Source organism: Vibrio variabilis (assembly GCF_003263785.1).
Lineage (GTDB): Bacteria > Pseudomonadota > Gammaproteobacteria > Enterobacterales > Vibrionaceae > Vibrio > Vibrio variabilis.
Genome location: NZ_JYJK01000144.1, coordinates 1 through 20,597 on the forward strand (window position 1 = coordinate 1; position 20,597 = coordinate 20,597).

Sequence of the window (20,597 nt, forward strand, 5' to 3'; positions counted from 1 at the left end):
CGATAATGTTTACACCAGCACATCAGGGAAAGGGCTCATCATGCCTGGTGCGAGTGACTCCATCACCTTGACCTTGTCACCCGAGCAAGCCAAGTATCTGTCGGTTGCGTCTATGTTTGTGAACACGAATGATGCGTTTGTCGGTGAAACTGGATTGTCCATTGGTAGCCTCGCATCTGGCGAAACCTTTGTCATGAACATGAATGTCTGGGATTCAGGAACCGAAGGGAATGACGAACTGGCGGCAACCATACCTGGACCTGCTGGTGGTGGTGAAGGCTTTAACTCCAATCGAAATGATGACGACAAAGTCACTTTTCATCCGGGAATTGTGAGCAAAGACGATGGGTTAGCGACATCTGCATTGTCAGCAAATCACAGATTCTTAAACCCTGGGGCAAGAATTACCATTACACGAATCGAATAATGAAAGTTATTACTACCTGCTCCGGTCATGTGCTAGGTCTACGGAATTGGAGCAGGTATCGTGATATGGCAAGTCAACCAAACCGCAGTTCGTCTTCTGCAAGTACGCCCCAAGCCTCCACTGCGGCGTATAAAGCCGCCAATATATTACTGGTAGAAGATGACGATGATCTCGCTGACCTAGTTCAGATGCACCTTAAATTTCAGGGGCATCATGTCACGAGAGTGAGCTTGTGTGGGGAAGCGCGCCAATACTGCATCTCTCAGCCTTTTGATCTTGTGATTCTCGATAGAGGCTTGCCGGATGGCGACGGTATCGATGTATGCCACTCGCTGCGGCGGGTAGAAGATTGGACGCCAGTGCTTATGTTGACTGCACGCGACAGTGAAATGGACAAAGTCGACGGTTTAGAAGCCGGTGTCGACGACTACATTACCAAGCCTTTTAGCGTCTTAGAGTTTCAAGCTAGAGTTCGCAATATTCTACGTCGCCAAACAAGACCTGGCTCCTCAGCGCAAGAGAGCGAACACAACGAACTGGTATTTGGACCGCTAACAATTAGCCCAGAGCAGCACACGGTATCATTGCATGGTAAAGCCATTGCTCTTACCGCCACTGAATTTACATTGCTGCACTTTTTGGCCTCAAGACCTGGCAGGGTCTATAGCAAGGATGAATTGCTAGAGCATGTTTGGTACACCAATCACACCGGTTATCACCATACAGTGTGTAGCACCATCAACAGGCTGCGCACTAAGCTGACGTTGCCCGATTTTACCCAGATGAGCACTGACACAGGGGCTTCCGATAGTTCACAACCAAGTCACCAACAAAGCTTTGTTCAGACGGTGTGGGGCGTTGGCTATAAGTTTCAATCGATTCCCGTGTGACGAATTGGATGTGACGAGTTTGATGTTATCGAAGCGAAGTCCAAAGGGAGGTGGTATGAGTTTCAAAATGCGCTTGGTGATTTTTACCAGTCTCTGGTTCTGCCTTATGACGGTGATCATTGCCGTTACGTATCATTGGCAGCGACAAACCATTGAGCACCGTACGACCCAAAGTCTGCACAAAGACTTAGCGGTACATATGCGCGATGACAATCCACTGATGATTGGCACCGAATACAACCCCAAAGCGCTAAAATCGATATTTCACACCTTAATGCTCATCGGCCCTGATTTTGAGATCTATTTTCTTGATGCTCAAGGGAATATTACCACTCATGCTGCGCCAGAAGGGGCTGATATCATGGGTACGATTGATATCGAGCCGATACAGCGTTTTCTGTCAAATCAACCGTTTCCGATCCTTGGGCAGGACCCACGTCATCCAGGGGAAGAGACGCTATTCTCAGTTGCCGCGATAGAGGAGTTGGGCTCTACCATCGGTTACTTGTATGTGGTCATTGGCAGTACCAAGCATTCGGCGATTGCCAAAGCACAAGTGGATACGCCCTACATCGCCTTAACGGGGTTGACGCTGCTGTCGATTCTTGGGTTTGCGTTAGGCGCTTATTGGTTAGTGAAACGCAGCCTGCTCACCCGATAGAAAAAGTGACCATGAACTTGGAGCAGCAGGCCGAACAAGACTTTCGCTTAAAGCCAGATTTTACCAAGCAGGTACCCGAGTTAGTACCGATCGCGCATTCATATCAGAAAATGGCTAAGCAGATTCAGCAGCAGTTTCTTCAACTTGAGTACCAAGCAAGTAGTCGCCGTGACACACTTGTGCAGCTCAGCCATGATTTAAAAACGCCACTCTCTAGTGTTCTGGGGTATTTGGAAACCTGGAAACTGCAACACCCGGGTTCTGACCCCTTGATTGAAGTGGCGTATCGCAATTGCGGTAAGCTGTCGGATCAGCTCTATTCACTGCTCGAAACCGCTAAAGCGGATTCACATTTACCCAGTTATGAGTATCAGCCTGTTGAACTCAGTTCTTTGGTGACAGAGTGTGCCGAAACCATGTTGAGTCAATTTCAAAGACGGCAGATAGCACTCAATGTCGAGGTAGATAAAGGTATTAAAACCATAGGGGATAAAGGATTGCTGGAGCGGTTGGTGCTTAACTTGTTAGAGAATGCGCTGCGTCACAGTCCATCCGGTGCCAGCGTTGACTGCCAAGCCCATACCTCGCCAGATGGTCAAAGCATTCAATTTGTGTTTATCAACAAAGTAGAAGCCAGCGCGCCGAGTGGGTCATTGGGGATAGGCACGAGGATCGTTCAATCGATTTTGATGTTGCATCATAGCTACTTAGAAACCAGTGCTACGGATGCTTTGTATCAGCAGCGGTTTGCGCTAAGAGTAATGTAAACCTAAGGGTAATGTAAACCGAAGAGTGATGTAAAAAGGCTCCGAGCATACCCGTACTCGTAGCCTTGCTTTTTTATTGAAAATTTTTTTGTTTTCCCCCTTGAACTGCGATTTTTTGACCCTATTTTTTCGATCGAGCCGATCGTGGGCTCTGTTTATAACCTATTGTCTTTTATTTTTCTAAGTATCTATAGGAGCTAACCCCATGAATATTCGTCCTTTGAACGACAGACTACTTGTCGAAAGATTAGAAGCTGAAAGCTTATCGGAAGGAGGGATTGTTCTTACCTCTCAGTCTGTCAAACCGTCCAACCGAGGAAAAGTGATTGCCACTGGTCTTGGCGTGCGCCTTGAAAATGGCGACCGCGCTGGTATGGATGTAAAGGTCGGAGACACCATCATCTTTAATGACGGGTATGGTGTAAAGACGGAAAAAATTGATGGGAACGAGTACCTCATCCTGTCTGAATCTGATGTTCTTGCCATTGTTGAATAAGTTGTTGTTTTTTGTCTTTTAAGGAGATTGTCATGAGTGCAAAAGACGTATTGTTCGCAGATGATTCGCGCCAAAAAATGTTAAAAGGTGTCAACTTACTGGCTGATGCCGTCAAAGTGACATTGGGGCCCAAAGGTCGAAATGTGGTGCTTGATAAAGCGTATGGTGCGCCAATTATCACTAAAGATGGCGTGTCGGTCGCTAAAGAGATAGAGCTTGCGGATAAGTTTGAAAACATGGGTGCGCAAATGGTCAAACAGGTCGCATCCAAAGCCAACGATGAAGCGGGTGACGGAACAACAACGGCAACCGTGCTTGCGCAGTCCTTGATCAACGAAGGGCTTAAAGCCGTGGCTGCAGGCATGAACCCGATGGACATCAAGCGAGGTATCGATAAGGCGACTGAGGCTGCGGTGAGTAAACTTAAAGCATTGTCCGTTCCTTGCAGCGATAAGCAATCCATCACTCAGGTCGGCAGTATCTCGGCCAATAGTGATACCAATATTGGTGAGATTATTGCCGAGGCAATGGAGCGAGTCGGTCGTAACGGCGTGATCACGGTAGAGGAAGGGCAAGCTCTTGAAAACGAGCTGGCGGTAGTCGAAGGGATGCAGTTCGATCGTGGCTATCTATCACCGTATTTTATTACCAATCAAGAGGCTGGCGCTGTTGAGCTTGATAACCCCTACATTCTTTTGGTTGATAAGAAAATCAGCAACATTCGGGAACTGTTACCTGTACTCGAAGAGGTGGCTAAGCAGTCGCGTTCACTTTTGATCATTGCTGAAGATGTCGAAGGCGAAGCTCTAGCGACATTGGTTGTGAACAACATGCGAGGCATTGTTCGGGCTGTGGCAGTAAAAGCGCCAGGCTTTGGTGACCAGCGCAAAGCGATGATGGAAGATATTGCTGCTTTGACTGCAGGAATGGTGATCAGTGAAGATCTGGGACATGAACTGGACGGCGTCACTGTAGAGCAGTTAGGTAGCGCGAAAAAAGTCACCATTACTAAGGATGATACGACGATTGTGGAGGGGGCGGCGACTGAAGCTGCGATCAAAGATCGCGTGGTAAGTATTGAGCGTCAGATAGAGTCCACGACTTCGCAATATGACAAGGATAAGCTGAAACAGCGTGTAGCCAAGTTAGCGGTGGGTTGCGGTGATCAAGATTGGCGCGGCAACTGAAGTGGAGATGAAAGAGAAGAAAGACCGTGTTGACGATGCGCTGCATGCAACACGTGCAGCAGTAGAAGAGGGCATTGTGGCTGGTGGCGGTGTCGCTTTGGCAAAAATTAGCCATGAGTTATCCGATCTGCGCGGTGACAATGATGATCAAAACGTGGGGGTACGAGTCGCCTTGCGAGCTATGGAGGAGCCATTACGTCAAATTGTCACCAACGCAGGCGATGAAGCGTCTGTGGTTGTCAATGCCGTCAAATCGGGTGACGACAATTATGGCTACAACGCCGCAACGGGTGAATACGGCAATATGATTGAGATGGGGATCCTTGACCCAACTAAAGTAACGCGTTCAGCACTGCAATTTGCCTCATCGGTCGCGGGATTGATGATCACAACCGGTGCTATGGTGTCTGAACAAGTGTCAGAGGAGGCGGGAGCATAATAATTCACTATTTGATGTCTTTATTATCTCTTATAAGCTTTCGTAATTACTCATTATATTTTGATGAGAAATTTCTATAAAAATAGCCTTGAATTAACGAATCGTTCAGGCTAAAAAATAAGGGAAATGTTCGTCTAGAGAGAGTTCATTTCCCTACAGTTGCTTTTATTTTATGTTGCTTCTAATGGAGGATATATTATGAAATCAATCGACCTAACCCCACTATATCGCAATAGCATTGGCTTTGATCGTATGGCTGCACTGCTCGATCATGCGTTGAGCAATGACGCTACAGGAGCAGGCTATCCCCCATATAATATCGAAGCTCTCGATGATAACCACTACGCGATCACACTTGCGGTCGCAGGTTTTACTCAGCAAGAACTTGATATTCAGGTGGAAAAAGGCGTGCTAACGGTATGCGGTAATAAACGAGAAGATGAAGATAGAAAATATCTTTATCAAGGCATAGCCAATCGCACCTTTGAACGAAAATTCAACTTGGCTGAATATGTGGAAATAACAGGTGCCGATCTTTCTGATGGTCTACTCACTATTTCTTTAGTGAAAGAAATACCTGATGCAATGAAACCAAAAACCATCACCATTAATCAGAAGGGTAATGTTTTGGAACACAAAGCGTCAAAGAAAGACGATGAATAAGCTCTAAGTAGTGAGATAAGTGGCGCCCTTACTCACTTTCTTCTAGCAACCAAGCCTATCCACTTTGGATAGGCTTTTTTGCTTGCAAATGATTGCGATAACAGCGTCAATTGAGAGGAGTGTAGCAAGCCGTTTCGACAAAGAATAATCATCGTTACAGACAAATTATTTTGCAGAGCATTCATTGGATGCTTGGCGCACTCAATCTATACTTGTTGATGATTATTCAAAGGTTTGTCACGACGAGTGACGCCCTTATTGCCATCAAAGGAGTGATTCATGGCGAGAGTTGAACTGCTGCTCAAAACATCTGTTGTGCCTTCACGTAAAGTGTTGCTAAAGGCAATGTCATTCGCCAAGGCGATTCAAGGCTCTATTCATATTTTGGGTAAAGACTATCATCGCAGTGAAGATCATACCTTTCTGGATTTCTTGTCATCGGCTGATGGTCAGCGCAAGCGGCTCAGTGACAACTATCTGCAGTGGACAGGACAAGTTCTTGATAAAGTGGAGCAAATCGCCAAAGAAGAGGGTATTGAGTACAACCTCGATTTTCATCGATTGGAAGGCAGGCAGTGGATGAAGCAACTGCTTGGTGCGTTGGTCGACGGGGCAAACTTACTGCTCATCGATCAAAACAACATTAGAGTAACGACGGACTTGCTCGCGACGCTTGCGAATGCAGATCGCAATGTGTTGATTTTATCGGATAAGTCGTGGACTCACGCCGGTACCATGTTGGCCGCGATAGATCCTCTTCATCGTGAAGATAAAGCCGGTAAGGTTGATGAGTCGGTCATTGAGTTAGGCGAGCTTGTTGGTCGAGCGCTAAACATGGATGTAAAACTGGTGTATTGCCGTTATATCGCCGGGTATCTTAGCGAGTATAAAGACCAAATTCTGGCGAGCCAAAAGGAAGGGGTGATGGATTTTGTTGCTGATAGAAGGCTGCAGCGTCTGCCGTTGATTTTTGCCCGAGGTAATCCCGAGGCCGCACTCCCTGAGGTCGTGAAAGCTCATAAGGCAGCGATGCTTGTAATGGGGGCGTGTCGCAGAGGAAGTATGTCGCGTTTTTTGATGGGAAGCACGGTGGATGCACTGCTGAAAAATCCCCCTTGCGACTTGCTGTTGGTGACGTCACCACAGTTATAAAAGGTCAGCATTGTATGTCCTGTTAGCAAGGAGGGCGATGTGAGCCCTCCTTGGTTTTTAGGCGTCAGTAACCTTTTTTACGATGGCGGTTTTCTGACTGTACCGCTTTGACAAACTTACCAAACTCTTTCGCTTTCGAGCGTTTTTCCGCGAGTGAAGCACTGTTTCTCGCTTGCTCACGCTGCAGTTTGAAGTAGTTCTCCATTCGTCTCTCATCCAGATCACCGGCTTCCAGAGCTTTGCGCACTGCGCACCCAGGCTCGTTGGTGTGCTGACAATCACTAAAACGGCACTGGTTTATCAGCGCCTCAACATCACTAAAGGTTTCGGCTAAGCTTCTTCACTGGCCGTGAGCTGAATTTCGCGCATTCCAGGTGTATCTAACAGCAAACCACCCTTTGGCATCTTGTGCATGGAGCGAGACGTCGTGGTGTGGCGACCTTTACTGTCGTCTTCACGAATGCCACCTGTCGCCTGAGCTTGCGTTTGCATTAGCGTATTCACCAATGTCGATTTACCGACCCCCGATGATCCCATAAATGCCACGGTTTGCCCTGTTCCACACCATGATTGCAACCCTTGAAGAGACTCCGCATCAAGTGCATTGACCGTTTCGATCATCAAAAATGGGTCAAGAGATTGCACTTGCTGACGCTTGTCGTCGACATCGTCACACAAGTCGGCTTTGGTGAGCACGATAACCGCTTCTGCTTTGGCCTCATTCACTAACGTTAGGTAGCGCTCGATGCGGCTAAGATTAAAGTCAAAGTTGAGCGAGCAGACGATGAACACGGTATCGACGTTCGCAGCTATGTATTGCTCTTCTAACTTTGAGCCCGGCGCTTTGCGGCTGAACAGTGACTTTCGCTCTAGCAAGCGAACAAATGTAAGTTGTTCGTCAAGGAGTAGCCAGTCTCCCACCGTCATCGCTGGGTAGCTAATGTGGTGCTCAAGGTGAAACTCTTGTTGCTCAGTACAAACGATATAGCCGCTGCGATGATGAGCAATCACTCGGCCGAAAATAATGCCGTCATACTCTTCTAGCGTGAGCTGTTGTTGAAAATAGGTTTTCCAGCCAAGTTCGTTGATCGCGATTGGATGGGTAAAAATAGAATGCATTGTTAGTACCTAAAGTTTAGTCTTATTTTTATAAGGGTCAGGTACTTACCGATGTAAGTGTGTGCAGGCTGCACAAGACCCCGGTCATGAACACCGGGTAAAGAAGGAAAGAGGGTTAGGAAACAGAATCTGTGGTTGTGCTTCGCTTAACCGTTAGTTTTAGCCAACTCTACCGGGTGGGTATGGGTAACAATCATGAAAATCCTCCAATGTCGTGAGTAAAAACAGGCTAATAATAGCAGCGCAGCGCTGATTGTACAGCGCTGCGCTGCAGAGTATTGAGCTTAGTGATGTTTATGATGCTTCATGCCCGACATGACTTTTTTCACTGGTACGGTCAGGACTTTGACTTCCCCATCGGCGAAGTTTAGCTCAACGTTAATCGTGTCCCCTTCTTTCATTGGCGCTTTTACATCCAATAGCATCACATGCAGACTACCAGGCTTAAGGATGGTTTTACCATTTGCAGGAATGTCGATGGTATTTACCTGACGCATCTTCATGACATCACCTTCTTTGATGACATCGTGCAGTTCAACCACGTTCGAAGCTTGTGAGCTAGCACTGACAATCGTGCGAACTTCATCGCCGGTATTTTCAATGGTGCCAAATACCGCGCTGGTGGTAGCATTTGGCGGTGTTGCGCGCGCGTACACATCATTCACATCGATAGCCGCGTGCGCTACAGAAAGTGGGGCTAGGGCAATTGCAGAGAGAAGGAGTTTGTTGAGCTTCATGGTTCATTCCATTGTTATAGGTGCATAGTTACAAGTGCATTATTTATAAATATAGTGTTGCTTATCCTTGCTTATTAACGCGATGAATCGCCTCAATAATCGGAGCAGGATTGAGCGTGTGCGGCACTTTCTCGATAAGCGTGCCGTCCGGGCTCAGGAAATAGAAATACGAACTGTGGTCGAGGGTATAGCCAAGCTTGGAGTCCTCAAGCTGTGTCTTACGGAAGATAACACCATACTTGTGAGCAAGCGGTTTGGTGACTTCCAGCGGCGCAGATAAGCCTTCAATCATTGGGTGAAAATAGTGGGCGTACTCGGCAGAGGCTTCTGCGGCATCGCGCTCAGGGTCGAGAGAGACAAACATAGGTCTTAGCATGGCTTTGGTTTCGTCATCGATTTGATTCAACGCGCCAGCTAGCATCGCCAATGAGGTTGGGCAGACATCGGGGCAGCGGGTAAAACCAAAGTAGACCACACGGGTGCGAGGATCTGCTTGATCAAAAATCGCAACAGCTTGCCCATTCTCGCCATACAGTACCGATTCGGAGACCGCTTGCAACTTGGCAAGCTCTTCGGCCTGCTGCTGTTTTTGTTGTTGGTTGTCGAGATAGAGGTTGCTGCCTATGCCAAGGCCAAACGCAACCGCTAGAAGTCCTATCCATTTTTTGTTCATCGAGCACTCATCCTCAAGGCTGCTTTAATGTCGGTCTCACCATCAGAAACCTTACCATACCAAGTCATACGTTGCTCGGCGCAAACCGGTAAGAGTATTTCACCTTGATAGACGTCAGGTTTGATCATCTCAAGCTGATACTTGGCGACGCCATATCCATCTCCTTGCCTTCCAAAGAAACGGTTAAAAACTCTGCATTAGCATTTGGCCAAAATACATCGACCTTAATCGGCGTCAGCGGCGTGACACGGCGCGTATCGAGCTTAACTTTCACGCCTTGCTGCTCGCAAACCTCGTCAGAGAGCATGCAATAGTCAGTCAAATCTATCTCTGCGTTTGGCGCCTGTTTAAACGCCGATGGCAAATAGAAGCCAGCGCCCAGCGCCGCCGCAACAAGGAGAATTTTTAATTTGCTGTTCAAGGTGATGTTAACCCATAGAAGAATTGGTAACCGCATCCTAACATATTCCATATCGGCATCTGTGCGGTAGTCCAAATTTTTGCTGCTTGTTAAATGACTTAGCGAGACGTAAATGGGTCTGTGTTTTGAAAGGAGGATGAAATCTTGAAAGTTGTCATTTACACCAAGATTGTCTTTGAGTCACAACTTACCCTACTTCAGTCATGCTTTACTCGCGTGTTCCCTCAAGCGTGTCTAGAGTCCAAACGGGTTAGTACAAAATATCGTCAGGCTAGAACAAGGAATGATTAACATGAAAACCTCTTCAAAATGGGCTTTGTCACTCTATGTATTTTGTGGCTCAGCCCTGTCCGGCCAAGCTTTTGCTATCAATTGCGACACATTGGATGAATGGAGCTCAGCCATTGATGGTAAACAAGTGAATTTGCACCATGTATTTTGCGGAGAACCGTCAAAAAAACGACCGCGCGAAAGGATTTCATGCCTTTCCAAAGGGCGTGAAACCGAGTAACTTTCAATCCGCACAACCTACTGATGCACCCAATGCGGCAGGCGTGTTTACCCTAAGGCAGATTAAATTAGAGTTTAATGGCAAGGTTTACACCAAGTCGTTTAGCTCTATGTTCCCAGAGCATTGCAGTGCAGATCAAATCACCGCGAGCATTGTGTACTCTAATACCACGTCAACGGGTAATTGCAACAACCCAAGCTGGGCACAATGCGGCATGAGTGCGCCGGCAAGCGGTGCGACCAGTGGCTACTGTAACGGCAAAGATGGCAAACCATTCCAAGTTGCCAGTGCGCTGCTTTACGATGACAATAGTAAGATAAACACGGGCTTTCCAATTTACCAGCCTTAGTGGCATAGGTGGAAGGCGGGTAAGCGATGACCCTTCAAGGTGTATAGAGAACTATGACAAAACAGAAAGCGTTTCAATGGCCTGATTTTGATGAGGCCAACCCATCTCATTGCGCCTTGAAGGATTTTTTTGCTTCCGATATCCAATACTCAGCCCTGATTGGTAAAGAGATCCTTCAAGGTATTCGTGATTACCTTTCTGGTGAGCGTGACAGCTACGACGGTGGCGGTAATGGCTATGAATTTTGGTGTACGCCGGAAGGGTTTTATCTGCAAGGCATATATTCCGGGGGCGATGAAGCTGAGGTGTGCGTGAGCTACCCGGTTGTATTAGCAGGTCTTGAAGCCTGGTTAGTTTGGATAGAGAAAGGTTAGCCGCACCATAGGATTAACCTGTGACGATCAGCAGCTATGAAATACATCCAATAGCTTTTTACGGCTTTGCTTCACTCGCGACTTGAGTAATTGATATCCTTGTTCATTGTGCAATCTTTTGGTGAAACTGCGTCGATTTCTATTGCGATGAGAAGCTCGGCATCTTGCTCCTGGTGCCACAATTTACCCGATCTAAATCTCTGAATTTTAGGGCTTTTTAGGCAAATGTCGATAATGGTGCTGTTAGCAATCTGCAACATCCGAAGGGTTGGCCATTCTACTGTGTAAAAACGCCTTCAAGCTAGATTGATAGGCTGATCATATGTATTCAAGTTTCATATGCTTTATTTACTTCTTGCGATCCTTTTTTGAGAGGACACACACCTCTAGCAATCTTGATTAGAAATGTATGGTGCATACATAGGTAGAGTTTGAGAGCGAGGGTTTTGTGAGATCTGGAAAACGACAGTCAATACCACTTTGAAAACTGTTTTCTCATACGATGTAAAGTGCAGGCACGGTAGTCTCTTGAATTTTTTATACAGTGAGTGACCGCGGAATGGTTTTTACCGTGTAGGAACGGAGTCTCTATGCCAAATGGTAGATCTGTATCTTTTGCTTGTTGAGAGCTCTCTTTGTTTCTAACGCCAATTTTTGTGTACCAATTGCTGTCGCGCGTGTTTTTTCCATCTGTGTACAGACCTTGAGCCAACTGGTTTGATTGACGTCTAATCGTTGAAGTATTGATGGTATTCGCTGACTCATTTGAGCTTTATCTTCACGAAACTGCCGCGCAGTCCAATCAACGAGTTCGATATAATCCATGAGTCGAAAAGGGATACCATCCAACATGTCATTGGTTGGATTGCCGATAAAGGGGTACAAGCAAGGTGCAGTGGGTTGTTGGTTTTTCAATGCTTTGAGTCGCGCTCGGATTGACGTGAAGTCAGAAGTTTCTGGAGCTGAGGCGACGCCAGCTCGAATAGGGTTTAGGTCAACATAAGCCATTGCTGCAGCTAGAGCTTTCTCATCCAATAGAGCCTGACTTTTAAAACGGCTTTCCCAAAAATGCCCAGTGCACTCATCTTCTTGATTGGCTTTGCAAGCAATATCGTAATTCAGCTCTTTCATAAACCAGCTCAAGCTCCAAAGTCGCTCTCGCCAAGTTTCAATAATCTCGACGCACTTTTCTTGCTCTGCTTGGCTAGAAGTTTGGTTATTTACCCAACGCTGAATGAGCACAGGTAACTTGTGTACCTTACCCCAGCGCTCGACGACTTCGTTTTGCGAGAGCGCGGTGGTCCAAGCTTTGTTGATATTGACCACCAAGTGGTAGTGGTTGCTCATGATGGCGTAAGCACAGATATCAATGCAGTAAACATGAGTCAGCGCGTAGATTTTTTGTTCAATCCACTTACGACGATGCTCATAGCAAGCGCCTGTCTGAGGGTCTTTACCGCACAAGAAACTGCGTCTCACGCAACGCGAGACGCAGTGATAATAGGTTGTAGCGTCAACAGAAACGAGCTGTTTTCTGGCAGTAGTCAACGGTAAGTCCTCCATGTCTGTGAAGAGACTTTAGCAAGTTAGGATTGATTGGGATGTCGTTGGTTCATCACTTTGAGTAAAATCATACTAATTCCATACTTTTTGGTGTGTGTCCTTAGAACTTTGTCCCGAAAACTCTGCACTTAGCTTAATCACCCATCCGCTACAATATGATAAATCCGAGACCCAAAATCACCGATATGTCGAGTATGCTCGGTGATTTCCACTCCCAAAAACTGGCTATTCAACGGGAGGCCGATACTGGTCAGTTGATCTCCGTACAGCTTGTAAATCTCGTCTTGAACACGTTTATCTGTGGTCTCAACCTCTTCGCTATATTGCGCTCTAGAGCGGATGGTAAATGCCAAATCTGGGTCTAACGCGGGCAGTTTGATGGTTTCTAGCTCGCCGCTACTTTGCTGCAGCTTTTGGTAGTAGCCGAGTAGGGCTTCGCTGCCCTCGTCATTAACCACCAACCAGGTGGTGATGTTGCCTTCAAATGGGGAAGACAGACGGTAAAAGCGGCCAAATTGAAGCAGTTGTCGGTGCTGCTTATAGAACGCGATTTGCTCCACCGCTGCTTGGGTTTCTTGCTCGGTGAGCTGAGTGATGTCGAGTTGATAGCCGAAGTTTCCGAAGGCAGCGACATTAAAGCGCGTTTCAATCGGTGTGCGGCGCAGAACTTGGTGCGATGGTTTCGCGGCGACATGCGCGCTCATTGCCGACAGCGGATAACACAGAGAAGTGCCATGCTGGATGTTCAAGCGCTCAATGGCGTCGGTGTTGTCACTCGTCCAGGTCTGTGGCATGTAGCTGAGCATGCCGAGATCAAAGCGATTTCCGCCGCTAGAACAAGACTCAAATAGAATGTTCGGGAAGGCCTTTGTCAGTCGGGTGAGTAAGTCATACAGTCCCAGAACGTAGCGGTGATTAAACGAAGCTTGCTCTTTTGCTGATAAGGAATGAGCGTAGCTATCACTAAAGTTTCGGTTGTGATCCCATTTCACGTAATCGACTTTGGCACGGGTAAATACATCACTGAGTTTCTCGAATAGATACTCAATTACCTGTGGATTGGCCATATCGAGTACTAGCTGATTTCGGCCTAATGACGGCGTTCGCTCGGGATGTGCAATCGCCCATTCAGGGTGCGCGCGAAATAGCTCACTGTCAGGCGAGACCATTTCTGGCTCGACCCAAATACCAAACTTGAGTCCGTACTCTTTCACGGTCTCACTGATGCGTGCGATACCACCGATAAGTTTTGGGTTGTCAAAATAATCCCCGAGGCTGGTGGTATCGTCATCGCGTTTGCCAAACCAACCATCATCGAGCACGAATAGCTCGACACCAATCGATTTGGCTTTTTGTGCGATGGCATCCAGTTTGTCGTAGTCAAAATCGAAGTAGGTTGCTTCCCAGTTGTTCACTTGGATAGGACGTTCTACGCCGCGCCATTGCTCTGAAATAACATGCTGGTTGATGAACTGGTGCATTTGCTGGCTCATACGGTTCAAGCCGCTAGCAGAGTAAGTGAGAGCGATCTCTGGTGTGGTAAATGTCTCGCCTGACTCCAGTTCCCAGCGGAAATCAAAGTCATTGATGCCGGTCATGACCCGAGTCTGGTTGTACGGGGAGACTTCCGCCACGGATAGGTGGTTGCCACTGTACATAAGCCCAAATCCGTAGCAGGCGCCAAGATGTTCATTGGTCTCTTTCCTCGCTAGGGCAATAAACGGGTTGTGGTTGGCGCTGCTCACCCCTTTTTTGGATTCTATTTGAACCGTGCCTTTTTCCAGGCCTTGGCGCGCGATTTGTGCCTCTTTGATCCATTTGCCTTGCAGGTGAATCAGATCCCAGCTCTCGTCTGCAAAATCGATGCAGCTACTGAGTGCGCGAAGAAGTTGCACGGGCTGATTGGCTTGATTTCGCACTACTAGATGGCGAGTGATGACGTCCGATTGGCTAAAGACTGAGTAGTGCACGTCCACTTCAAGTTTGGTAACGGGGTCGACCAAGGTAACGACTAGGTGCTGACTATCTGGCTCGGCACTTGCTGATGGTAAACCCTCGAGATTGGGTTTGCTGTCTAGAAGTTGGTGTGATTGGTAGAGTAAATCGGTGACACGTGAGCCGTCGGCATACTCAACATGCAAAAGTGGACTTCGGTAGTCCCCTTTGCCAAAGGTAGGCACTTCAAGTCTGAAGGTATTTAAAGTTTGTCCCGGTACGTCCGCATAGTCTGTCGAAGAGCCCATCTTGCCATGATAAAGATGCTCTAGGGCATCGAAATGAGGTCGATGAGTGAGCCTATCTCCATAGTGAAGATGAACAAGGTGGCCGGTGCTCGTGACCTTAATTAAATAGCTGGAGCGTTTGGTTTGAAGGTGAAACTCTAATCCTTGGTCATTAATCGAAATCATTCAACCACCTATTTATGAAGGGCGCGCTTTGGCTAGCGCGCGAATACAGATTTGCGTTGGACAAGTGTCGGCGTGAACACAATCGGGTCATCTTCGATGGCATCGCCGCGAGACAATAGTAAAGCTAACCGAGCAGCTCGTTCGGCCATCATTGCGATTGGGTAGCGCACGGTTGTGAGGTGTGGGTGCACAAAGCGGGCGATTAAGCCGTCATCGAAACCGATAACAGAAATGTCTTTAGGCACCGAAATGGCATTGTTTTCAAGCGCTTGAATTGCGCCTGCAGCCATGTAGTCGTTGTAGGTGACCACCGCAGTAATATCTAACGATTTAGACAGTAAATTGGTCATGGCGAGCTCGCCGCCATCACTGCTTGGCTCACCTGCTTCAATGTAATTTTTAGAAATCAGTATGCCGTGATCTTCTAGAGCCGTTCGATAGCCTTTGATGCGCTGATGGGTATCTTCAATGTCTTGGGAAGAAGCAATGCAGGCAATGTTGCGATGACCGGACTTAATTAAATGCACAGTAGCAAGATAAGCGCCGCGCTCATTGTCGAGTGAAATACAGCGTGATTCGATTTCTGGAATAAAGCGGTTAATGATCACCAGCCCTTTCACTTCTTTGGCGTAGTTGATGAGCTCTTCATCACTGAGTCCTTTTGCGTGCAGAATAATGGCTTCGCAGCGACTATTGATGAGTAACTCTAAGGCGTGGCGCTCGTCGTCGGCATTGTGATAGCCATTGCCGATCAGGATGTGCTTGCCCGCTTCTCTGGCAACTTGATCCACCGATTTGATTAAGGTGCCAAAAAACGGATCCGACACGTCAGAAACCACGACGCCGATGGTGTTGGTGCTTTGGCTGACCAACGCTCTCGCTGCCGCGTTGGGGCGATAGCCCAACTTTTTCATCGCCGCAGACACTGAGTCGATGGAAGACTGGCTGGCTTTGGGCGATTTATTAATAACACGAGACACTGTTGCAACAGAGACTCCTGCTTCTTTAGCGACATCTTTTATGGTTGCCATGGGGCACCTTTTGCATAGGAACTATTACGATGGCGAGTATTAAAACTCGTTTGATCTCAGAGTTCAATTTGTATGTTTAACAGTACGTTGTGAGCATTTGAATCAGGTTTTATTTTCAAAGCTCACTCGCATTGTTTGCTATAAAGTCACTCTTTGACCCTCGGCATCAAACAGATGAACATCGTCATAGCTGCAGCTAATGGCGACTTCCTCAAATTTGTTTACAGCCTGATCGCCCGGCAGGTGAACTTTGAAGCCATCGACGCCAGAAGCTTGGCCAAACAAATACGTGCTGTTGCCTAGCCTTTCGACGACTTCACTTTGGAATTCGAATCTAACCGGATTGTCGTGATTAAGCGTAAGGTGCTCTGGTCTGACGCCTAGGGTAAGGGCATCACCGGCTTTTGGCGCTTGCTCCGCGGTTCTTGGCAATGTGAACTGCTCACCTTTCGCGGTTTTAACCGTAATCTCTTGCTCGATGACTTGCTCAACATGAGCAGGAATGAAGTTCATTTTTGGCGATCCAATAAAGCCTGCCACAAACTCATTTTGTGGTGAGTGATACAGCTCCAGTGGACTACCTACTTGCTCAACTCGGCCATCTCGAAGCACGACAATTTTATCGGCCAGTGTCATCGCTTCCACTTGGTCATGGGTGACGTAAATCATGGTGTTGGCGAGGTCTTGGTGCAGCTTGGCGATCTGCAAACGCATATCAACGCGAAGTTCGGCATCAAGGTTTGAAAGGGGTTCATCAAACAAGAATACCTTTGGGTTACGCACTATCGCACGACCAATCGCGACACGCTGCCTTTGACCACCGGAGAGCTCTTTGGGTTTGCGCTTGAGAAGGTGTTCGAGTTGCAATGTCTTGGCGGCATTTTGCACTTGTTTATGGATGTACTCTTTAGGGTGATTATTCATCTTGAGGCCAAAACCCATGTTCTCTTCAACCGTCATGTGCGGGTAGAGAGCGTAGGACTGAAACACCATCGCCACCCCGCGCTCAGCAGGATCGACGTCGTTTACTTTTTCCTCATTGATGAAGATCTCGCCGTCACTGATCTCTTCTAAACCGGCGACTAGACGTAGCAATGTCGACTTGCCGCAGCCCGATGGACCAACAAACACCACAAATTCGCCATCGTTAATGTCGAGGTCGACGCCGTGAATGGTTTGTACCTTGCCATAGCGTTTGATGACTTGGTTTAAGCGGATGTCAGCCATAAGAACTCCTCGTTATGCAGACAAGTGGCAGCATGAAAAAGCGTGAATCCTCACGCCGGTTTTTGTGAATGCCAGATTTGTGAATACCATGACCATACGCGCTAATTGGCAACTTGTTAGCTGTCAAACCAAGAATAGTTGATCATGATCATAAAATGTTAACGACTTTGAGTGAAAACTGTGGAAACGTTTACAGTTTTCATTTTGACCAGTACAACATTTCACCATGTTGGCTAATATTCGAGTGTATTTTCACTAAAACCCATCTAAAACAGTGCTTATTGTTGATAATTTCAGAAATTAATGACTGTTAACAATATGTTGCGATGGGGTAGGGAGTCACCTTGAAATGGAACAATCTGTGAAAACGGTATACCCACAAAATCAGCTACCGTCACAGCGACGCAAAAGTCGTATTAATACCCAAGTCGCGCCATGGATATTTTTGGCGCCAGCTATCCTAATTTTTGCTGTTTACGTCATCTATCCAATTCTGGACAGTATTTGGCTGAGCTTTTATGAATGGGATGGATTGGGTGAAAAAACTTGGGTGGGTCTCGACAACTATCGAGAGCTTTTTGACTCAGAAGCCTTCTACACCTCTCTTAAAAATAACTTTTTGTGGTTGGTGTTCTTTATGTTGGCACCACCCATTGGATTGGCTATTGCGCTCTTTCTCAATCAACAAGTAAGAGGAATTCGCGTAGTTAAATCTCTGTTTTTCTTTCCTTTCGTTATCTCTCAAGTGGTGGTGGGTCTCGTCTTTGCTTGGTTCTATGACCCTTCTTTTGGTCTGTTTAACATCGTACTTGGCTTTTTCGATATTGAAGCTATTGCGATTTTGTCCAACGAAGATTACGTGACCTACGGGATCATTGCCGCTGGTCTGTGGCCACAGATTTCCTATTGCATGATCTTGTATCTCACCGGTTTGAATAACCTGGATCCAGAGCAGTTGGAAGCTGCGCGCCTTGATGGTGCCAAGAAACTGCGCATGCTTTGGTATGTAGTGTTGCCTCAGCTTCGTCCAGCGACGTTTATCGCTATCGTGGTTACCGTTATCGGCGCACTTCGTTCGTTTGACCTAGTGGCGACCATGACAGCGGGTGGCCCGTGGGGGAGCTCATCAGTGCTCGCTTATCAAATGTACGAAGAATCAATATTCAACTACCGCATGGGTTATGGCGCCTCGGTATCGGTTGTTCTGTTTCTGATTATGGATATCTACATCGCTTACTTCTTGTGGCGAATGCTAAGGAGTGAAAAATAATGTACCCACAACCGATAGAAAAATCTGGACGCTTTACCAATATCAGCTATCGAGTGGCGCTGCCTATTTCGATTGTGATGTGGCTGCTGCCGCTTATCGCGGTGATGATGACCTCGATTCGTTCGATGGAAGACATCAACAAAGGTAATTACTGGGGCTGGCCGAGCGATATCCAGTTTGTTGAAAACTACACGCAAGTGTTCACAGCTACGCCGATGGGGCAGTATCTGCTGAACAGTTTGATTATCACGTTGCCCGCAGTTGCAGGTGCGGTGGCGTTGTCTACGTTGGCAGGGTTTGCACTTGCGAAGTATAACTTCAAGGCCAATATTTGGATCTTTGCGATGTTCATTGCAGGTAACTTCGTTCCGTTCCAAATCCTGATGATTCCAGTGCGCGATCTCACCATTACCTTTGGTCTCTATGATACGCATTGGGCGCTTATCTTCTTCCATGTCGCCTTCCAAGCCGGCTTCTGTACCCTATTTATGCGCAATTTTATCGTCGGTATTCCCGATGCCTTGATTGAGGCGGCGCGCGTTGAAGGTGTGAGTGAAATGAAAATTTTCTGGCACGTGGTGTTACCGCTTGTCAGGCCTGCACTGGCTGCACTGTCGGTGTTGGTGTTTACCTTTATTTGGAATGACTACTTTTGGGCGCTGGTTTTGGTGCAAAGCGATGAAGTGCGCCCTGTAACGGCAGGATTGAGTGCATTGAAAGGGCAGTGGTTGGCGTCGTGGCAGTTTATTTCTGCCGGTGCCGTCGTCGCTGCAATACCTCCAGTGGTGCTGTTCTTTACCATGCAGCGCCACTTTATTGCTGGTCTAACGTTGGGAGCAACCAAAGGTTAATCCCGATTTAGCCGCACAATCAGTGCTGGTTGGTGACGACCAGCAAGCTATAACGATAACAATGGAGCCTGAGCGCAAGCTCGACAATAAGGATCTTACTATGAAAATTGTGAAACACCTCGCTGCTACCGCCATACTTGGCGCGTCCCTCTCAACATCCGCTTGGGCGGGCGAGTTAGTGATTAACTCGGATCAAGCAGACCCTGCACCAAAAGAAGCGTGGGCTGAAATCGTGAAACGATTTGAAGCTGAAAACCCAGATATCACGGTGAAGTACAACTTGTATGATAAAGAAGCGTACAAGACGACGATTCGTAACTGGTTGGTCACGTCTCCGCCGGATGTTGTGTTCTGGTATGCGGGTAACCGAATGAAAACATTCGTTGATCGTGGACTATTGGAAGATGTAAGTGACATTTGGGCTGACAACAACATGGCTCAAGATTTTAAATCTGCAGCGCCAGCGATGACGGTAAATGGTAAGCAATATGGTGTGCCTTACACTTACTATCAATGGGGTGTGTACTACCGTAAAGACATCTTCGAGAAGTATGGTATCGCTGAACCAAAAACGTGGGATGAGCTAAAAGCTGCAGCTGCGACACTGAAAAAGAATGAAGTGGCGCCTTTTGCTATCGGTACCAAGTACTTATGGACAGCAGCAGGTTGGTTCGACTACATCAACCTACGTACCAACGGTCTTGATTTCCACATCGACTTGATGGACGGCAAAGTACCTTACACTGATGATCGAGTTAAGAAGACTTTTGCAAATTGGGCTGAGCTAGTCGAGCCTGGCTACTACCTAGACAACCACGCGTCATACTCTTGGCAGGAAGCGCAGCCGTTCTTGTACAACGGTGAAGCGGCTATGTACCTGATTGGTAACTTTATTGCACCTAACTTCCCAGCAGAGCTTGAAGGTAAGATGGGCTTCTTCCAGTTCCCAGTTATCGACCCTGCTGTGCCAATCGCAGAAGATGCGCCAATGGACACCATTCATATCCCAGCCAAAGCGAAGAACAAAGAAGATGCTCGTAAGTTCCTAGCGTTTGTTGCTAAACCAGAGATCCAGCAAATAGTGAATGATGTACTACTGCAAATCCCAACCAATAGCAAAGCCAAACCTGCTGATGATGAGTTCCTAAACATCGGTGTGGAAATGTTGGCTGGTGCGAGCGGTACGGCGCAGTTCTACGACCGAGATACCGATCCCGCGATGGCGAAAGAAGGCATGAAGGGCTTCCAAGAGTTCATGGTGAAACCGGAGCGCGTGGATCAAATCCTAGAACGTCTTGAAAAAGTACGTAAACGCACGTTTAAGAACTAACCCGTAAAGCGTTTACATAACGATACCAATGAGCGTTTCCAAACCATTGGA

General features: G+C 47.3%; 17 protein-coding genes and 3 pseudogenes. 12 read left to right on the plus strand and 8 right to left on the minus strand.

Translation table 11 applies throughout. The features are described from left to right. The 7 genes and pseudogenes from TZ48_RS23480 to TZ48_RS23510 all read left to right on the plus strand — a co-directional run. Positions 1-427 (plus strand): spondin domain-containing protein (locus TZ48_RS23480; protein WP_239671047.1); only part of this gene is annotated, 427 nt, incomplete at its 5' end. A 65-nt stretch (positions 428-492) separates the two neighbouring features. Further along, the gene (locus tag TZ48_RS23485) at positions 493-1,317 is read left to right on the plus strand and encodes a response regulator transcription factor (RefSeq protein WP_112481097.1); all 825 of its coding nucleotides are present in this window, start codon (positions 493-495) and stop codon (positions 1,315-1,317) included. A gap of 55 nt (positions 1,318-1,372) precedes the next feature. Next, positions 1,373-2,745, plus strand: a pseudogene (locus TZ48_RS23490) (sensor histidine kinase). A 205-nt stretch (positions 2,746-2,950) separates the two neighbouring features. Further along, entirely contained in the window at positions 2,951-3,241 is a 291-nt protein-coding gene (locus TZ48_RS23495; protein WP_112481099.1) for a co-chaperone GroES, read from the plus strand. 32 nt (positions 3,242-3,273) lie between these two features. Continuing rightward, positions 3,274-4,867, plus strand: a pseudogene (gene groL / locus TZ48_RS23500) (chaperonin GroEL). Between the two features lie 198 nt (positions 4,868-5,065). Further along, positions 5,066-5,530: an Hsp20 family protein gene (locus TZ48_RS23505; RefSeq protein WP_112481101.1), complete on the plus strand. Its 465-nt coding sequence runs from the start codon at positions 5,066-5,068 to the stop codon at positions 5,528-5,530. Positions 5,531-5,809: 279 nt separating this feature from the next. Continuing rightward, positions 5,810-6,682, plus strand: a complete 873-nt coding sequence (locus tag TZ48_RS23510) for a universal stress protein (RefSeq protein WP_112481103.1) — start codon at positions 5,810-5,812, stop codon at positions 6,680-6,682. Between the two features lie 64 nt (positions 6,683-6,746). Here TZ48_RS23510 and rsgA read toward each other — a convergent pair. The 4 genes and pseudogenes from rsgA to TZ48_RS23530 all read right to left on the minus strand — a co-directional run bounded on the left by rsgA (position 6,747) and on the right by TZ48_RS23530 (position 9,707). Continuing rightward, positions 6,747-7,801, minus strand: a pseudogene (gene rsgA / locus TZ48_RS23515) (ribosome small subunit-dependent GTPase A). A gap of 284 nt (positions 7,802-8,085) precedes the next feature. Further along, positions 8,086-8,538, minus strand: coding sequence for a copper chaperone PCu(A)C (locus TZ48_RS23520; RefSeq protein ID WP_112481105.1), 453 nt, complete (start codon positions 8,536-8,538; stop codon positions 8,086-8,088). 61 nt (positions 8,539-8,599) lie between these two features. Further along, on the minus strand, positions 8,600-9,211 hold the full coding sequence (locus tag TZ48_RS23525; RefSeq protein WP_112481107.1) for an SCO family protein: 612 nt from the start codon (positions 9,209-9,211) through the stop codon (positions 8,600-8,602). Positions 9,212-9,335: 124 nt separating this feature from the next. Next, positions 9,336-9,707 (minus strand): hypothetical protein, encoded by a 372-nt coding sequence (locus TZ48_RS23530; RefSeq protein ID WP_162674706.1) that lies wholly within the window; start codon positions 9,705-9,707, stop codon positions 9,336-9,338. Positions 9,708-10,063: 356 nt separating this feature from the next. Here TZ48_RS23530 and TZ48_RS23535 point away from each other — a divergent pair, with 356 nt between their 5' ends. Both TZ48_RS23535 and TZ48_RS23540 read left to right on the plus strand, forming a co-directional pair. Continuing rightward, positions 10,064-10,492: an EndoU domain-containing protein gene (locus tag TZ48_RS23535; RefSeq protein ID WP_112481112.1), complete on the plus strand. Its 429-nt coding sequence runs from the start codon at positions 10,064-10,066 to the stop codon at positions 10,490-10,492. A 53-nt stretch (positions 10,493-10,545) separates the two neighbouring features. Continuing rightward, positions 10,546-10,866 carry a hypothetical protein gene (locus TZ48_RS23540; RefSeq protein WP_112481113.1) on the plus strand — a complete coding sequence of 107 codons (321 nt, stop codon included), beginning with the start codon at positions 10,546-10,548 and terminating at the stop codon, positions 10,864-10,866. 588 nt (positions 10,867-11,454) lie between these two features. Here the strand turns inward: TZ48_RS23540 and TZ48_RS23550 are convergent. The 4 genes from TZ48_RS23550 to TZ48_RS23565 all read right to left on the minus strand — a co-directional run bounded on the left by TZ48_RS23550 (position 11,455) and on the right by TZ48_RS23565 (position 17,095). Next, positions 11,455-12,414, minus strand: a complete 960-nt coding sequence (locus TZ48_RS23550) for a transposase (RefSeq protein WP_239671048.1) — start codon at positions 12,412-12,414, stop codon at positions 11,455-11,457. A 152-nt stretch (positions 12,415-12,566) separates the two neighbouring features. Then, positions 12,567-14,837, minus strand: coding sequence for an alpha-galactosidase (locus TZ48_RS23555; RefSeq protein WP_112481119.1), 2,271 nt, complete (start codon positions 14,835-14,837; stop codon positions 12,567-12,569). A 32-nt stretch (positions 14,838-14,869) separates the two neighbouring features. Then, positions 14,870-15,868 carry a substrate-binding domain-containing protein gene (locus tag TZ48_RS23560; protein WP_112481121.1) on the minus strand — a complete coding sequence of 333 codons (999 nt, stop codon included), beginning with the start codon at positions 15,866-15,868 and terminating at the stop codon, positions 14,870-14,872. A gap of 138 nt (positions 15,869-16,006) precedes the next feature. Further along, positions 16,007-17,095 carry an ABC transporter ATP-binding protein gene (locus TZ48_RS23565; RefSeq protein ID WP_112481123.1) on the minus strand — a complete coding sequence of 363 codons (1,089 nt, stop codon included), beginning with the start codon at positions 17,093-17,095 and terminating at the stop codon, positions 16,007-16,009. 349 nt (positions 17,096-17,444) lie between these two features. Here TZ48_RS23565 and TZ48_RS23570 point away from each other — a divergent pair, with 349 nt between their 5' ends. The 3 genes from TZ48_RS23570 (at position 17,445) to TZ48_RS23580 (ending at position 20,546) form a co-directional block, all read left to right on the plus strand. Next, the gene (locus TZ48_RS23570; RefSeq protein ID WP_042500456.1) at positions 17,445-18,365 is read left to right on the plus strand and encodes a carbohydrate ABC transporter permease; all 921 of its coding nucleotides are present in this window, start codon (positions 17,445-17,447) and stop codon (positions 18,363-18,365) included. Then, positions 18,365-19,216 carry a carbohydrate ABC transporter permease gene (locus TZ48_RS23575; protein WP_042500458.1) on the plus strand — a complete coding sequence of 284 codons (852 nt, stop codon included), beginning with the start codon at positions 18,365-18,367 and terminating at the stop codon, positions 19,214-19,216. Before TZ48_RS23570 ends, TZ48_RS23575 begins: the two co-directional genes overlap by 1 nt. Before the next feature lie 100 nt (positions 19,217-19,316). Next, positions 19,317-20,546 (plus strand): ABC transporter substrate-binding protein, encoded by a 1,230-nt coding sequence (locus TZ48_RS23580; RefSeq protein ID WP_112481185.1) that lies wholly within the window; start codon positions 19,317-19,319, stop codon positions 20,544-20,546. Positions 20,547-20,597 lie beyond the last annotated feature (51 nt).

Bases quoted from the DNA above. Each gene is read 5' to 3' on its own strand.
- TZ48_RS23535 (WP_112481112.1), top strand. From the start codon at position 10,064: ATGTATTTTGCGGAGAACCGTCAAAAAAACGACCGCGCGAAAGGATTT.
- TZ48_RS23570 (WP_042500456.1), top strand. From the start codon at position 17,445: ATGGAACAATCTGTGAAAACGGTATACCCACAAAATCAGCTACCGTCA.
- TZ48_RS23485 (WP_112481097.1), top strand. From the start codon at position 493: ATGGCAAGTCAACCAAACCGCAGTTCGTCTTCTGCAAGTACGCCCCAA.
- TZ48_RS23575 (WP_042500458.1), top strand. From the start codon at position 18,365: ATGTACCCACAACCGATAGAAAAATCTGGACGCTTTACCAATATCAGC.
- TZ48_RS23525 (WP_112481107.1), bottom strand. From the start codon at position 9,211: ATGAACAAAAAATGGATAGGACTTCTAGCGGTTGCGTTTGGCCTTGGC.
- TZ48_RS23540 (WP_112481113.1), top strand. From the start codon at position 10,546: ATGACAAAACAGAAAGCGTTTCAATGGCCTGATTTTGATGAGGCCAAC.
- TZ48_RS23565 (WP_112481123.1), bottom strand. From the start codon at position 17,095: ATGGCTGACATCCGCTTAAACCAAGTCATCAAACGCTATGGCAAGGTA.
- TZ48_RS23560 (WP_112481121.1), bottom strand. From the start codon at position 15,868: ATGGCAACCATAAAAGATGTCGCTAAAGAAGCAGGAGTCTCTGTTGCA.
- TZ48_RS23505 (WP_112481101.1), top strand. From the start codon at position 5,066: ATGAAATCAATCGACCTAACCCCACTATATCGCAATAGCATTGGCTTT.
- TZ48_RS23555 (WP_112481119.1), bottom strand. From the start codon at position 14,837: ATGATTTCGATTAATGACCAAGGATTAGAGTTTCACCTTCAAACCAAA.
- TZ48_RS23510 (WP_112481103.1), top strand. From the start codon at position 5,810: ATGGCGAGAGTTGAACTGCTGCTCAAAACATCTGTTGTGCCTTCACGT.
- TZ48_RS23520 (WP_112481105.1), bottom strand. From the start codon at position 8,538: ATGAAGCTCAACAAACTCCTTCTCTCTGCAATTGCCCTAGCCCCACTT.
- TZ48_RS23580 (WP_112481185.1), top strand. From the start codon at position 19,317: ATGAAAATTGTGAAACACCTCGCTGCTACCGCCATACTTGGCGCGTCC.
- TZ48_RS23495 (WP_112481099.1), top strand. From the start codon at position 2,951: ATGAATATTCGTCCTTTGAACGACAGACTACTTGTCGAAAGATTAGAA.